The 14930-nt window shown below is 73.1% G+C and carries 14 protein-coding genes; 8 read left to right on the top strand and 6 right to left on the bottom strand.

Translation table 11 applies throughout. The annotated features are described in order from the left end of the window. Positions 1-184 precede the first annotated feature (184 nt). From DTB53_RS24800 to DTB53_RS24820, 5 genes are all read right to left on the bottom strand, one after another. Positions 185-1066, bottom strand: a complete 882-nt coding sequence (locus DTB53_RS24800; protein ID WP_012382140.1) for a class I SAM-dependent methyltransferase — start codon at positions 1064-1066, stop codon at positions 185-187. Beyond that, a complete protein-coding gene (locus tag DTB53_RS24805) occupies positions 1063-1710 on the bottom strand; it encodes a TIGR04282 family arsenosugar biosynthesis glycosyltransferase (protein ID WP_012382141.1) in 648 nt (215 codons plus the stop codon). Before DTB53_RS24805 ends, DTB53_RS24800 begins: the two co-directional genes overlap by 4 nt. Next, positions 1707-2510: a glycosyltransferase family 2 protein gene (locus DTB53_RS24810; protein ID WP_042497777.1), complete on the bottom strand. Its 804-nt coding sequence runs from the start codon at positions 2508-2510 to the stop codon at positions 1707-1709. Before DTB53_RS24810 ends, DTB53_RS24805 begins: the two co-directional genes overlap by 4 nt. A 517-nt stretch (positions 2511-3027) precedes the next feature. Beyond that, positions 3028-4146, bottom strand: coding sequence for an NAD-dependent epimerase/dehydratase family protein (locus tag DTB53_RS24815; RefSeq protein WP_012382143.1), 1119 nt, complete (start codon positions 4144-4146; stop codon positions 3028-3030). Positions 4147-4233: 87 nt separating this feature from the next. Then, positions 4234-4746, bottom strand: coding sequence for a nitroreductase family deazaflavin-dependent oxidoreductase (locus DTB53_RS24820; RefSeq protein WP_012382144.1), 513 nt, complete (start codon positions 4744-4746; stop codon positions 4234-4236). Positions 4747-4903: 157 nt separating this feature from the next. On the opposite strand from DTB53_RS24820, the gene DTB53_RS24825 reads away from it, so the two are divergent. Both DTB53_RS24825 and DTB53_RS24830 read left to right on the top strand, forming a co-directional pair. Further along, positions 4904-5434 (top strand): MarR family winged helix-turn-helix transcriptional regulator, encoded by a 531-nt coding sequence (locus DTB53_RS24825; protein ID WP_012382145.1) that lies wholly within the window; start codon positions 4904-4906, stop codon positions 5432-5434. Positions 5435-5560: 126 nt separating this feature from the next. Then, complete coding sequence (locus DTB53_RS24830; RefSeq protein ID WP_012382146.1) at positions 5561-6160, top strand: hypothetical protein; 600 nt, start codon at positions 5561-5563, stop codon at positions 6158-6160. Positions 6161-6182: 22 nt separating this feature from the next. Here the strand turns inward: DTB53_RS24830 and DTB53_RS24835 are convergent, their stop codons facing one another. Continuing rightward, the gene (locus tag DTB53_RS24835; RefSeq protein ID WP_012382147.1) at positions 6183-7130 is read right to left on the bottom strand and encodes a methionyl-tRNA formyltransferase; all 948 of its coding nucleotides are present in this window, start codon (positions 7128-7130) and stop codon (positions 6183-6185) included. A 247-nt stretch (positions 7131-7377) separates the two neighbouring features. On the opposite strand from DTB53_RS24835, the gene DTB53_RS24840 reads away from it, so the two are divergent. From DTB53_RS24840 to DTB53_RS24865, 6 genes are all read left to right on the top strand, one after another. Further along, complete coding sequence (locus DTB53_RS24840; protein ID WP_012382148.1) at positions 7378-8736, top strand: lysine N(6)-hydroxylase/L-ornithine N(5)-oxygenase family protein; 1359 nt, start codon at positions 7378-7380, stop codon at positions 8734-8736. Between the two features lie 103 nt (positions 8737-8839). Next, positions 8840-9898 (top strand): FecCD family ABC transporter permease, encoded by a 1059-nt coding sequence (locus DTB53_RS24845; RefSeq protein ID WP_012382149.1) that lies wholly within the window; start codon positions 8840-8842, stop codon positions 9896-9898. Between the two features lie 17 nt (positions 9899-9915). Continuing rightward, the gene (locus DTB53_RS24850; protein WP_236586349.1) at positions 9916-10998 is read left to right on the top strand and encodes a FecCD family ABC transporter permease; all 1083 of its coding nucleotides are present in this window, start codon (positions 9916-9918) and stop codon (positions 10996-10998) included. A gap of 37 nt (positions 10999-11035) precedes the next feature. Continuing rightward, positions 11036-11896: an ABC transporter ATP-binding protein gene (locus DTB53_RS24855; RefSeq protein WP_003971031.1), complete on the top strand. Its 861-nt coding sequence runs from the start codon at positions 11036-11038 to the stop codon at positions 11894-11896. A gap of 145 nt (positions 11897-12041) precedes the next feature. Next, a complete protein-coding gene (locus DTB53_RS24860) occupies positions 12042-13091 on the top strand; it encodes an iron-siderophore ABC transporter substrate-binding protein (RefSeq protein WP_012382151.1) in 1050 nt (349 codons plus the stop codon). A gap of 49 nt (positions 13092-13140) precedes the next feature. Continuing rightward, entirely contained in the window at positions 13141-14928 is a 1788-nt protein-coding gene (locus DTB53_RS24865; RefSeq protein WP_012382152.1) for an ABC transporter ATP-binding protein, read from the top strand. Positions 14929-14930: the final 2 nt, after the last annotated feature.

A 14930-nucleotide genomic window follows, 5' to 3' on the forward strand; every position in this document is an offset into this window, starting at 1 on the left:
TGCTGCCGGTGTACGCGGGGGCCGACCGGGCGCTGCGCGCCGCGCTCGGCCCCCGGCCGGCCCTGGTGAACTTCGTCCGGGTGCCGGTGTTCCTCTCCGGACTGCTCCTGCTGATCTGGTTCCCGCTGATCGCCCGGCGCACCGAACGGCGGTACGAGGCCGCCGCCGGCACCTCCCCGGACGTCTACTTCGGCAACTGGCTGCTGATCACCGGCGCGCTGTTCGCGCTCTCCGCGCTCTGGCTGCTGTTCCGGGCGCTCCGCTCCCGTCCGGGCCGGCGCAGCGAGACGAAGGTCCGCCCCTCCGCGCCCCACTGATCGGCCGTGAGCCAGCCGCCGGCGCGGGCGTGGCGCAGTAGAGCGGGCGTCCCGATCCGGGCCCAGGGGAACGGCTCGGCGTCGTGCGCGGCGGCGGGGGCGGTCCCGCCGTCCGCGCCGTCCCGGCCGTCGTCGAGACGGACCCGGACCCGTTCGTCCACGTCGACCGGGGCGGTCTCGGCGATCAGCAGCCCGCCGACGCCGAGCAGACCGGCCGCCCGGTCCAGCAGGGCGGCCGGATCGCCCCCGATCCCGATGTTGCCGTCCAGGAGCAGCAGGGTGCCCCAACGCCCCTCCCCGGGCAGCGGGTCGAACACACTGCGGACCAGAGCGGCGCCGCCGAGCCCGCGGGTACGGGCCACCGCCGCCTCGCTGACGTCGATGCCCAGCGCCCGGTGCCCGAGCGACGCCAGCTCCGCCACCAGCCGCCCCGGCCCGCAGCCGATGTCCAGCACCGGGCCCTCGCACCGGTGCAGCGCGGACAGGTCGGCGGAGCCCGCGTCGGAACACCAGCGCTCCACGTCCAGGGGCAGCAGCCAGCCGTCGTTGCGGCGCAGGAACAGCGGACCGCGCCCGGTGCGCAGCGCGTTGGCGTACGGATCGGCGCCCCAGGGAGCGGCGCGGGTCGGCGCGGCACCGGGCCCGGTCTCCGTGGAGCCGACGGCCGCCGCTCCGTGGGCGTCCGGGGCCTCGGCGGGGTCGGCCGGGGCCGGTGCGGCGAGTCCTGACGAGGGCACGGTCGTACTCATCGCACCCCCGCCCCGGACAGCCGCCCGAGCGCCGCGGCGAACCGGCCGCCCGGCGCCGCCGACGCGACCCGGTGGGCGTCGGCGGCGGTGTCCACGTCGACCAGTACCGGCAGGTCGCGCACGGCGAGCCCCGCCTCCACCAGCCTGCGCCGCTGCTCCGCGCCGGTCTCCGGGACGGACATCGGCACCCCGCGGAGCAGGGCCGGATCGGGATCGGCCAGGCCCAGGGCCCAGAAGCCGCCGTCCTCGGCCGGACCGAACCAGGCCCCGACGCCCTCCCAGGCGGCCGGGTCGAGGGCGGGGGCGAGCAGCGCGGGGCCGATCTGCGGGGTGTCCATGCCGACCAGGAGAGCCGGACCCGTGCACCCGCCGAAGGCGGCGGCGAGCCGTTCGTCGAGGCCGCCCGCGCTCTGCGGAACCACCTCGAAGCCCGGGGGCACCCAGGGGCCCGGCCGCCCGTCGAGGACCAGGACGCGCCGCCGGGCGGGCAGGGCGAGCACGGCGTCCAGGGTGTCCGCGAGGGCCGCGGCGGCGAGTTCGGCGGCCTCGGCGGGGGAGAAGGGCGGGCAGAGCCGGGTCTTGACCCGACCCGCCACCGGCTCCTTCGCGATGACCAGGAGCTCCGTCGGTCCGTACGCGCTCATCGGACGACCTCCGTCTCCGCGGACCGGGCCAGGTCTGAAGCCTGGCCTGGAGTCCCGTCCGCTGTCCGGTCGGCAGCCCGGTCCGCGGGTGGCTCCCGCAGCACGCCCCGCATGTCGCGCACCGCCTGCCAGGTCCCGCGCCAGGTGCCGGTCACCTTGGACTTCCCGGTGCGCGGCCGGTAGGGGACGTCGCTCTCGGCGACCCGCAGCCCGGCGTCCGAGGCCCGGACCACCATCTGGAGCGGATAGCCGCTGCGTCGGTCGGTCAGGTCCAGGGCGAGCAGATCGCTCCGGCGGGCCGCCCGCAGCGGGCCGAGGTCGTGCAGGCGCAGACCGGTGCGGCGGCGCAGCATCCGGGCCAGCGCCAGATTGCCGGCGCGCGCGTGCGTCGGCCAGGCGCCCCGGCCCTCGGGGCGGCGGCGGCCGAGCAGCAGATCGCACTCGCCGTCCGCGATCCGCCGCACGAAGCCGGTCAGCAGCGCGGGGTCCAGCGAGCCGTCGCAGTCGCAGAAGCAGACGAACTCGGCCTCGGCGGCGAGCAGCCCGGCGTGGCAGGCCGCGCCGAACCCCCGGCGTTCCTCCGTGACGACGGTCGCGCCGAGGGACCGGGCGAGCTCGGCCGAACCGTCGGTCGAGCCGTTGTCGACGACGATCGCGCGCCAGCCGTCGGGGACGCGGTCGAGCACCCAGGGCAGCGCGGCCGCCTCGTCGAGGCAGGGCAGCACGAGGTCGGCCACGGGCCGGCCAGGGTGCGGGGCGGGCGGGGACGGAAGGGCGGCAGAAGAATCGGTCACCTGCATCACCCTACGGAGACAACTCCGGCATTCAGGGCATCAAGTTCGTACGAAACATGGACATCGGCCGGATGGGGGCGGTCGGCCCCGGGTGTGCCGGGGCGCGGGTGCCCCGGCGGAGGCCAGGGAGAACACCCGCCCGCCCGGCCTCCGGCGCCCGCCCAGCAGGTGCTCGTCCGGGTCCACGTCGTGGACGGGGACCCGGACGGGCCCGGGTCCTGGGGCGTCTCCCGATCGCCGCCCTGGTCCGCTCCCGCCGGACGGCACCGGGCCCGTCGCGGCGCGGCGCTCCGGCGGCGGTGCGGTGCTGTCGGTGACCGAGGACCGCGCCGGCACCCCGGAGCAGGACCCGCCCGGGTCTCCGGCACCGGTCGGCGGGGCAACCCCGCCCGTCCGGGCGGGCCCCGGCCCGCCGTCATAGGCGGCATCGTCGAGGCGCACGCCGGGCGTGCCGTGTGGCGCGCGACGTCCCGGGCGGCGGCCCTTCTCCGTCACGCCCCGGACCGGGGGACGGCGTTTCCGGTCATGCTCCCGACAGCGTCACGGCGCTCGCCCCGCGGCGGGCCGCCGACTCCTCTTGTTGGCCCGCCGAACCACGCAGCGGGGCCGCGGCGAAGTCCCTCATCCCCTCGGCGAAGGAGACCCGGGGCCGCCAGCCCAGCTCCTCGCGCAGCGCCCGCGAGTCCGCCGTGACATGGCGGACGTCGCCGAGGCGGTACTCCCCGGTCACCACCGGGTCCGGCCCGCCGTGCGCGCGGGCCAGCGCGGAGGCCATCTCGCCGATGGTGTGCGGCTCGCCGCTGCCCGTGTTGTACGCGGCGAAGGACGCGGGCCGGCGCTCCCGTACCGCCTCCAGGGCCACCGCGTTCGCCGACGCCACGTCGTGGACGTGGACGAAGTCGCGCCGCTGCGCCCCGTCCTCGTAGACCCGGGGGGCCTCGCCGCGTGCCAGGGCCGAGCGGAAGAACGAGGCGACACCGGCGTACGGGGTGTCGCGCGGCATCCCCGGCCCGTACACGTTGTGGTAGCGCAGCGACACCGCCCGGCCGCCCGTCGCGCGGGTCCACGCGGCGGCCAGGTGCTCCTGGGCCAGCTTCGTCGACGCGTACACGTTGCGCGGATCCGCGGGCGCGTCCTCGCCCACCAGACCGGGCGTCAGTTCCGCCCCGCAGTCCGGGCAGCGCGGCTCGAAGCTCCCCGCCCGCAGATCGGCCTCCGCGCGCGGTCCGGGGCGGACCGTGCCGTGCCGGGGGCAGGCGTAGCGGCCCTCGCCGTAGACCACCATCGACCCCGCCAGCACCAGGTCCCGGACCCCGGCGGTCGCCATCTCCGCCAGCAGCACCGCCGTACCGAGGTCGTTGCACCCGACGTACAGGGGGGCGTCGGCGAAGTCCTTGCCGAGGCCGACCATGGCCGCCTGGTGGCACACGGTGTCCACCCCGGCCAGCGCGTCCGCCACCGCCTCCCGGTCCCGGACGTCCCCGACCACCACCCGGTCGGCCGGCGGCTTTGGGGGTGTCGGGCCGGGGTGGGCCGAGGGCAGCAGGGCGTCCAGCACCACGCTCTCGTGCCCGGCGGCGGTGAGTGCGGCGACGACATGTGACCCGATGAACCCGGCTCCGCCGGTGACCAGTACGCGCATGACCGCCACGCTAGGGCCCGGCGAGCCGTCGGGCCGGGCGCGGCGCGCACACGTCACGGGTCCGTGAGGGCGTGTCAGCCGTCCCGGTCAGCGCACCCGCTGGCCGGGCGCGGCGTCGAGGCGCACGAAGGGGATGGCGCGCCCGGCCCGCCGATAGGCGTCGGTGCTGCCGTCGGCGACGTCGAGCCCCGTGAAGGCGAGGAGCCGGCGGGCGGTGCGGGGGTGGGCCGGGGCGTAGCGGGCCATGATCTCGCCGCCCTCGTCCGCGCTCGGGAAGTGGGCGGTGACGGCGTAGTGGCGGTTCCCGAACTGGATCGTGGTCTTCGGCGAGGCGCGCAGATCGAGGTACCACGCGGCCCCGGGACCGGAACCGGAAGCCAGGAACCAGGTCCCCTCCTCGCGGTCGTGCGCGACGACCTCCAGGACCACCCGACGGTCCAGGCCGTTGTTCCGGCCGGTGTGGCGCAGGAGCAGCAGACGTCGTCCGAACACCGGTCCGAGGCCCACCCGGTAGAAGGACAGGGGCAGCCGGGCCAGGCGGCGCCGCCAGCCGCGCGGCAGCGGCGGGCGGCTGCGACCGCCCCGGTGTCCTGGCGTCATCACCACACCTCCTCCGAACGCGAACGGGAGCCGACGGCGCACGGCGGACCCCGGTTCGACTTTTCGTCTGTGCAAGCTTTGCACAGGCTAAAAATTGGAGAAGTGCGGGGGCGAGGGGGCGGGGCGCGCCCCACCGGGAGCAGGGTAGAAAGGTGCCATGGCCAGGAAGGCGGCTCCCGCGGAGCACATGGACGATGTGGACGCCGTGACCGGGGCGGTGCTGACGGCGTCGCGGTTGCTGGTCGCGGTCTCGGCGCGCTCGCTGGCGGACGTCGAGGAGCGGGTGACGCTGCCGCAGTTCCGGATGCTGGTGGTGCTGTCCTCGCGGGGGGACACCAAGCTCGTGGCGCTGGCGGAGTCGCTGGGCGTGGCGCCGTCCACGGCGATGCGCATGGTCGACCGGCTGATCGCGGCGGGCCTCGCGGACCGGCAGACCAACCCGGACAACCGCCGGGAGACGCTGCTCCGGCTCACGGAGGAGGGCCGCCGCACGGTCGGGAACGTCACCGCGCGCCGACGTCAGGAGATCGCGGCGATCGTCGAACGCCTGGACCCGCTCCGGCGGACGGCGCTCATCGAAGCGCTCACCGACTTCAACCGGGCGGGAGGCGAGCCGCCCGCCCCGCTGCCGGACGGCGGTGGGGCACCGCACCCCCTGGGCTGGGGCGAGGCGGCGACGGCGGGCTGATCGGGCGCCGGGGAGACCCGTCGGCGACCGGTCCCGCGCGCCCGGGCATCCCCGCCGCTCTCGCCGCGGACTCCACGCATAAGGTTGCACCTTAAACAACTCATGTCGTGAGAGAGGAGCGGTCCCTTGAGCGATCGACCGGTGGGCGACATGGCGGGCGAGCGGCCGGATGGCTGGGCCGAGACCGTGGTGGCCGGGCTGGAAGCCGCGCGGGCCGCGGAGCGTGCTCTCGGGGAGGCCCTGCGGCCGGGCATGTCCCTGAAGGAGGAGAAGGCGCAACGGCGGGCCGAGGCGGTCCGGGCCGCGGCCATGGGGCTCGGAGCCGAGGGCTGCGCCGCCGCGGCCGGGATCTCCGAGCGGCTGCTCGCGTCCTGGCGGGCCGAGGACCCGGTCTTCGACGCCGCACTCTCGGCCGCCAGGTCCCTGGCGCACGTGCATGACGTGGTGCCGGACGTCACGGCCAACCCGGCCGTGCTCAGGATGGCGCTGGACGCCATCCTGGACGGGGTGCCGTTCGTCGCGGTGGGTGCTCTGGTGGGGGCGAAGCGGGACGCCTTCTACCGCCTCAGGCGCGGTAACCCCCGGCTCGGCGCGCTGTTCGGCGCGGCGCAGAACGCGCGGCGTCGGACCACGTCGCCGGGCCGGAAGAAGAAGGCCGAGCTCAAGGGGTACCGGCTGGTCCGTCTCGATTCCCCGGCGGTTCGGCGCTCCGACCCGGTCCGCTGAGCGGCGGCAGCCGTCCCCCGGATCAGGGGCGGGCGGTGAGGTAGCCGCCCATCGAGGTGAAGTACTCGGTCGCGGGCAGCTCGCGGCCGTCCTCGGTCCGTACGCGCGTGATCGCGAGACCGTGGTTGCGGCCGGTGCGGGCGTCGGCGCCGGCGACGATCACCACGCCCTCGCCCTCCCGGTAGAACACCCGGCCGGGCGTGCCGCCGTAGCGGTTCTGGGAGACGACGGCGGAGAGGACTTCCAGCCTCCGGCCCCGGTGGAAGGTGAAGGCGCTGGGGTAGGGGGCGGACTGGGCGCGGATCAGCCGTTCGAGATCCTCGGCGGGCCAGTTCCAGTCGATGCGGATGTCCTCGGCGGCCCGCTTGTGGAAGAAGGTCGCCCGCGACCGGTCCTGCGGGGTGAACTCCGTCTGTCCGGAGGCGATGAGGTCGAGGGCGCCGATGGTCACCGGGGCGATGAGGTCGACGGTCCGGTGGAAGAGGTCGGTGGCCGTGTCCGTCGGACCGACGGCGATGGCCTCCTGGCGGACGATGTCCCCGGCGTCGAGCTCCTCGTCCATCAGGTGCGCGGTGACGCCGACCTCGCTCTCGCCGTTGATCAGCGCCCAGATCAGCGGTGAGAATCCGGCGTACTTCGGCAGCAGCGAGTCATGGACGTTCAGGGTGCCGTGGCGGGGGAGGCCGAAGATGCGCGGCGGTATCCAGGTCCGCCAGTTGTTGGCCACGATGATGTCGGCGTCCGCTTCCTTGAGACGCTCGAACAGCTCCTCGTCGTCCGGCCGTTCGCGGGTGAGGACGGGGACCCCGTGCTCCTCGGCGAGATCGGCGACGGAGTCGCTCCAGATCTTCTCGTAGGCGTGCTCGCTCCTGGGGTGCGTCACGACGAGCACCACCGTGTGCTCGGAATCGAGGAGGGCCTGCAGGGTGCGGTGTCCCCAGGTCTGGTAACCGAACATGACGACCCGCATGGGTTCCTCCTCGGGGCAGGGATGGGCCGGGCAAGTAAAGCAAGCCTCACCTGAGTCGGCAACACCGCATACCGTCGGCCATGCATGACGTGCCGTCAGTAATCAGTCACCTCATTTGCCCTATCGACAAGGCTTGTTGGCCAGCTTAGGCTCACCTAAGTCGAGGAGGGCAGTTCCGTCGGCCTGCCCTCCTTCCGCCATCAACCACACGCCTGACAGGCGACTTTCCCAGACGAATGGGAGTGACATGTCACAGGTTCTTCCTGGCGACACACCACTGGTCCACGACCTCATCGGCATCGGCTTCGGCCCGTCGAATGTGGCCATGGCGATCGCGCTCAGCGAGCACAACAGCAAAGTCGGCAGGCAGGATTCGGTCACCGCCCACTTCTTCGAGCAGCAGTCGAGCTTCGGCTGGCACCGCGGCATGCTCATCGACGACGCCACCATGCAGGTCTCCTTCCTCAAGGACCTGGTGACGCTGCGGAACCCGGCCAGCGAGTTCAGCTTCCTCTGCTACCTGCAGAGCAAGGGCCGGCTGATCGACTTCATCAACCACAAGAACCTCTTCCCGCTGCGGGTGGAGTTCCACGACTACTTCGAGTGGGCCGCGGCCAAGGTCGACGACCTGGTCTCCTACGACCACGAGGTCGTCGCCGTCGCACCGTACGTGCACGACGGGACGGTGGAGTACCTCGACGTGACCGTCCGGTCGGGCGCGGGAGTGGCTGTCCACCGGGCCCGCAACCTCGTCATCGGAACCGGTCTGCGCCCCCTCATGCCCGAGGGCGTGGAACGCGGCGAACGCGTCTGGCACAACTCCGACCTGCTGCGGAAGGTCGACGGCCTGGAGAGCGGCTCGCCCTCGCGGTTCGTCGTCGTCGGCGCCGGCCAGAGCGCCGCCGAGAACGTCGCCTACCTGCACCGCCGCTTCCCGGACGCGGAGGTCTGCGCGGTCTTCTCCCGCTACGGCTACAGCCCCGCCGACGACAGCAGCTTCGCCAACCGGATCTTCGACCCCGACGCGGTCGACGACTACTTCGCCGCCCCCGAGGAGGTCAAGAGCCGCCTGATGGCCTACCACGGCAACACCAACTACTCCGTGGTGGACATCGATCTGATCGACGACCTCTACCGCCAGATGTACCGCGAGAAGGTCCTGGGGACCGAACGGCTGCGCTTCCTCAACGTGTCCCGGGTCACCGGGGTCGAGGAGACGGCCGACGGGGTCCGGGCGACCGTGAGATCCCTGGTGACCGACGAGGAGTCCGAACTGGACGCCGACGTCGTGGTGTTCGCCACCGGATACAGCCCCGCCGACCCGCTCGGCGTCCTCGGCGAGGTCGGTGGGAGCTGCCGGCGTGACGAGGCCGGCCGCGTGCGGGTCGAGCGCGACTACCGGATCGTGACCGACCCCGCTTTGCGCTGCGGCATCTACCTCCAGGGCGGTACGGAGCACACGCACGGCATCACCACCTCGCTGCTCTCCAACACCGCGATACGGGTCGGCGAGATCCTGGACTCCCTGCTGGACCGCCGGGTCAAGTCCACCTCCGACGAGTCCCGGCCGGTGGCCGAGGGCTCCGGCGGGGCCGCCCCCCGCTGAGGACTGTCCTCGAAACGCCAGGAGTTCGGCGTTCCGCCCGCCCGGCGGCCTGCCGGGCGGGCCCCGCCGAACCGCTCCGATCAAAGGGATATCGTTCCTCGACATGTTCACGACTGAGGTGGAGCGCCCCGTGCCCGGGGGGACGAGCGACACCCGCCGACGGCGGGTCGTCGGGCTGGGCGTCCTCGCGGCGGCGCTGGTGATCGCGGCAGCGATGTCCTTGGCCGTCGGGGCGCGCGCGTTGAGCCCCGGCGAGGTCTGGCACGGGCTGTTCGCGGACCCCGAGCCGGACCAGAAGCTCACCGAGATCCGGCTCATCGTGCAGACCGTGCGGGTGCCCCGCACGGTCCTCGCGATCGTGGCGGGCCTGGCCCTGGGCGTGGGCGGCGCGCTGATCCAGGGGTACACGCGCAACCCGATCGCCGACACGGGGCTGCTGGGTGTGAACGCCGGAGCCTCCTTCGCCGTGGTGTCGGTCATCGCCCTGTTCGGGTTCGCCGACCCGTTGCAGTACGTCTGGTTCGCCTTCGTGGGCGCGGGGATCGCCGGCGTCGTCGTCTTCGGCCTGGCCAGCATCGGCAGGGGCGCGGGCAATCCGCTGACCCTCGCCCTGGCCGGGCAGGGCGTCACGGTGTTCCTCGCGGCGATGACCACGGCGGTGGCCCTGTCCGACCAGAAGTCGCTGAACGCGCTGCGCTTCTGGAACGCCGGTTCCGTCGCCGGCGTCGGCTTCGACGTCATCGGCCCGGTGTCGGGGTTCATCGCCGTCGGGCTGGTCCTGGCGCTGATCGTGCTGCCCGCCCTCAACCTGCTCAACCTGGGCGACGACGTGGCGCGCGGCCTGGGGGTGAACATCGCGGTGAGCCGGACCATCGGCATCGTCGCCATCACGCTGCTGGCGGGGGCCGCCACGGCGGCCAGTGGCCCCATCGCCTTCCTCGGGCTCATGGTGGCGCACGTGGCCCGCTATCTGACCGGGCCCGACTACCGCTGGCTGGTGCCGTACGCGGGGCTGCTCGGCGCCGGCGTACTGCTGGTCTGCGACATCGTGGGCCGCCTGGTCGTGCGGCCGGCGGAGCTGGAGTCGGGCGTCGTCGTCGCCCTGCTCGGAGCCCCGTTCTTCGCGATCCTGGTGTGGCGGGGAAAGTTCAGGAACGCATGAGGCGGGTCGATGAGCGCATGAGGAAAGTCCAGGAGCCCGGGCGCGGAACCGACGTGCGGGCGTCGATGCCGCCGGGCGTACGGCTCGGCCAGGTGTCGTTCGTCTGGCGCCCCTGGCTCGTCCTGGTCACGCTGGTGCTCGCGGCGGCGGCCTTCCTGGTCTTCTGCCTCTCCATCGCCGTCGGCGACTTCCCCATCGGACTCTCCCGGGTCGTCGCCACCCTCTTCGGCCGGGGCGAACAGGTCGACGAGTTCGTGATCATGGATCTCCGGTTGCCCCGGGCGCTGGCCGGCCTCATCGTGGGCATCGCCCTGGGCGTCTCCGGGGCCATCACCCAGTCCGTGGCGCGCAATCCGCTCGCCAGCCCGGACATCCTGGGGATCACCAGCGGCGCCGGCGCCGTCGCGGTGTTCCTGGTGACGACCACGGGCGGGACCGCCGCGGCGATCGCCGGTTCGCTCGGGCTGTCCTCGGCGGCCCTCCTGGGCGGTCTCGGCACGGGGCTGCTGGTGTACTTCCTCGCCTGGCGGCGCGGGATCGACGGCTTCCGGCTCATCCTCATCGGCATCTCGGTCACCGCGATGATGCAGGCCGTCACGGTCTGGCTGCTGGCCTCCGCCGACATCCGGGACGTGGCGCGCGCCCAGGTGTGGCTGATCGGCTCGTTGGACGCCCGGAGCTGGGACGAGGTCCGGGTGGCGTTCTGGGGCACGCTCGTCCTGCTGGCCGTCGTGGCCGCGGTGGCCTTCCCGTTCAAGCCCATGCACCTCGGGGACGACGTCGCCGCCGGGCTGGGCGTACGGTTCGCGCGGGTCCGGGCCGTCCTGCTGCTCAGCGCCGTCCTGCTGGCCGCGGTGGGCGTGAGCGCGGCGGGTCCGGTGCCGTTCGTCGCCCTGGTGGCACCCCAGGTGGCGATGCGTCTGGCGCGCTGGCCCACACCCCCGTTGATCGCCTCCGGCCTGGTGGGCGCGCTGCTGCTGATCGGCTCCGACCTGATCGCCCGCGCGGCGCTGCCGATCGGTCTGCCGGTCGGGGTGGTCACCGCGGTGATCGGGGGGCCCTTCCTCGTCTACCTGTTGGTACGGGCGAACCTCCGGTAGATGGTAGAAGTAAGGCTGACCTCAACAAGGGGGCCCAGTGGCAGCTCAGTTCACCGCCCGGACCGCAGCGGGCGTCGAGGACGTCCCCCGGCTGGCGGCCAGGGGCATCACCGTCGGGTACGGGGACCGCACGGTCATCGACCAGCTCGACGTCACCGTTCCCCCCGGGGTGATCACCACGATCATCGGCCCCAACGGGTGCGGGAAGTCCACCCTGCTCCGGACCCTGAGCCGGCTGCTCAAACCGGCCGGCGGCTCCGTCGTGCTGGACGGCGAGGACATCGGCAGGCTCCGTACCAGGGACGTGGCGAAGAAGCTCGGACTGCTGCCGCAGGCGCCGGTCGCGCCGGAGGGGCTGACCGTCGCCGACCTGGTCGCCCGGGGGCGCCACCCGCACCAGAGCTGGCTGCGGCAGTGGTCGTCGGACGACGCGGACGTGGTGCGGCGCGCGCTGGCCATGACCGGGGTGGCGGAGCTGGCCGACCGGCCCGTCGACTCGCTGTCCGGCGGCCAGCGCCAGCGCGTGTGGATATCGATGACCCTCGCTCAGGGCACCGACCTGCTGCTGCTCGACGAGCCGACCACCTACCTGGACCTGGCCCACGCCATCGACGTACTCGACCTGGTCGACGACCTGCACGAGTCCGGGCGCACCGTGGTCATGGTCCTGCACGACCTCAACCTGGCCACGCGCTACAGCGACAACCTCGTCGTCATGCGGGCGGGAGCCGTCCTGGCGCAGGGACACCCCCGGGACGTGATCACCGCCGAACTGCTCCACGAGGCGTTCGGGCTGCGGGCCGAGGTGATCGAGGATCCGGTGGGGGACCGCCCGCTCATCGTGCCGATCGGCCGCACACATGTGCGGCACGATCCGTGCAACGGGCCTGCCCGGTAGGGCCGCTGACCGGCCGACGGACACAACTCGTCCTGACCGGTGGAAAGTTAGACGGTTAGGCTAGGCTGGCCTCACTTGCTCGGGGTACAGTCTGGCTGCCCTCGAACCGGGGCGCAGTGGACAGTGCGAAAGCAAGGGAATCCGGATGTCTCTCCATCGAACGACGCTGGTGAAGCCGTGGCAGCGGCTGGCCGCGACCGTGACCGCCGCGACCCTCGGCGTGGCTCTCCTCGCGGGCTGCGGTACCGATGCGGCGGACGAGAAGAAGAACGACGACACCCCCGCCGCCGGGGGCGCGTTCCCCGTCACGGTGGAGCACGCGTTCGGATCCACCGAGGTCAGCAAGGCCCCCGAGCGGGTCGTCACCGTCGGCTACACCGACGACCAGGCCGTCCTGGCGTTCGGCGTCAAGCCGGTCGGCATGGTCGACCAGTACCCGAACCCGGCCGGTCAGACACCCGACATCAACACCCAGTGGCCCTGGGTGAAGGACCAGTGGGGCGACACCCGTCCCGAGGTCGTCATGAAGAACGGCGACGCGGGCCCCAACTTCGAGAAGATCGCCTCCCTGCGGCCGGACCTGATCATCGCGGTCTACTCCGAGGTCGACAAGGCGGCCTACGAGAAGCTCTCCAAGATCGCCCCGACCGTGGGCCGCACCAAGGGCGAGAAGGAACTCTTCAGCGCCCCGTGGCAGGACAACGCGGTGCACATCGCCAAGGCGCTCGGCAAGGAGAAGGAGGGCGCCGAACTGGTCAAGGGCATCCAGACCAAGCTGGACGCCGCCAAGAAGGCGCACCCCGAGTTCGGCGGACAGAAGGCCGTCGCCCTGTCCTGGTACAAGGACTCGATCTCCGCGTTCACCTCAACGGACGTGCGCGGCCGCCTGATCACGGGCACCGGATTCACCTACCAGGGCGAGATCGACAAGATCGCGGACGGCGGATTCTCCACCGAGCTCTCGCCCGAGCGCATCGACCTCATCGACGTCGACCGGATCTTCGTCATCAACGACAAGGCCGACACCGAAGCGCTGAAGAAGTTCGAGCTGTTCAACAACCTCCCGGCCGTCAAGAACGGCAAGGTCTCCTACCTGCTGGACAGCGAGGGCCCGGCGATCGGCGCGGCGATGTCCCAGGGCACCCTGCTCTCGCTGCCGTACGCGATCGACGAACTCGTCGCCTCGGTCAAGTAGCGATGACGATCCGAGGCTCCCTTCCCCGACGCGGACCGGTGGTATCCGGGTGACGGTCACCGCAACCCCCGTCGCCGGGACGACCCTGCGCACGGCCACCGGACGCCAGGCCGCCCACTGGGTGGTCGAGCACTGCCGGCGGGCGCCGTGGCTGACCGCCGCCACCGTGCTCACCACGGTGGCGGGGGCCGCGCTCCAGGTCCTCCCGGTGCTGCTCCTCGGCCGGGTCGTCGACGGGGTGGTCGGGGGAGAGCCACGCTCGATACTGCTCACCGTCGGGGTGCTGATGGTGGGGGCGGCGCTCCTGGGCGCGGCGGCCTCCGCGGCCTCCACCTACCTGATCGGGAGACTCGGCGCCGAGCTGCTCGCAGGCCTCCGCGAGGAAGCCGTGCGAGCGGTTCTGGGCATGCCGAGCGCACGCGTGGAGCAGGTGGGGCGGGGGGACGTGCTCTCGCGCGTCGGCGACGACGTGGCCGTGATCTCCAAAGGCATCCGCACGGCCATCCCCACGGTGTTCTCGGCCGGGGTCCTGGTGGTCATCGCGACGATCGGCATGTTCGGTCTCGACTGGCGGCTGGGCCTCGCGGGAGCCGGCGCCCTCCCCGCCTACGCGCTGGCGCTCCGCTGGTACCTGCCCCGCTCGGCGCCGCTCTACCGCGAGCAGCGGGTGGCCCAGGCCGATCGCGCGCAGGCCCTGATCAGCGGACTGAACGGCATCGACACGGTCCGGGCCTACCGCATGGAGGACTCCGTACGCGAGCAGGTCACCAGCCAGTCGTGGCGGGTGCGGAATCTCGGCGTCGAGGTGTTCCGCTTCTTCGGACGGTTCGTCGGCCGGGAGAACCGGGCCGAGTTCATCGGCCTCGTCCTCATCCTGGTCGTCGGCTACGCCCTGCTGGAGGCGGACGCCGCCACGCTGGGCGAGGTGTCGGCCGCCCCGCTGATGTTCCACCGCCTGTTCACCCCGCTCGGCGCCATCATGTTCACCTTCGACGAGGCCCAGAAGTCCGGCGCCAGCCTCACCCGGCTGGTCGGCGTGTTCTCGGAGCCCTCCGAGCCCCGGCTGGTGGGCGACGGTTCGGTGGCCGCGGCCGGCGACGCGCCCCACGCCGTCGCCGTGCGGGACCTGACGTTCACCTACCCGGGGGCCGAGGACCCGGTCCTGCGGGGCGTCTCCCTGACCATCCCGGCCGGCGGCTCCCTCGCCCTGGTCGGGGCGACGGGCGCCGGCAAGTCGACCCTGGCCGCGCTCGTCGCCGGCATCGGGAGGCCACAGGCGGGGTCGGTGCGCATCGGGACGCACGACCTCGCGGCGACGGACGAGGCCGGCGCGCGCGCCCTGGTCAGCATCCTGACCCAGGAGACCCATGTCTTCTCCGGACCGCTCGCCGACGACCTGCGGCTCGCCGCACCCGACGCGAGCGACGACGAACTGCGGAACGCGCTGCGCACGGTCGGCGCCGGGGGATGGCTGGACCAGCTCCCCGACGGGCTGGAGACCACGGTCGGCGAGGGCGGCGAACGCCTGGACGTCACCAAGGTCGCCCAGATCGCCCTGGCCCGGCTGGTGCTCGGCCGGTCGCCCGTGGTCGTGCTCGACGAGTCGACCGCGGAGGCGGGCAGCGAGGGCGCTGCCGAACTGGAACGCGCCGTACTGGCCGCCTGCTCCGGCCGGACCACGCTGTTCGTGGCCCACCGGCTGACCCAGGCGATGGCGGCGGACCGGATCGCCGTGCTGGACGCGGGGCGCGTGGTGGAGGAGGGAACGCACAGCGAACTGGTCGAGCTGGGCGGCCAGTACGCCCGGCTGTGGCGTGCCTGGCGAGAGGGCAGTTGAGC

This window comes from Streptomyces griseus, from assembly GCF_900460065.1.
In the GTDB taxonomy this organism is placed as follows: Bacteria; Actinomycetota; Actinomycetes; order Streptomycetales; family Streptomycetaceae; genus Streptomyces; species Streptomyces griseus.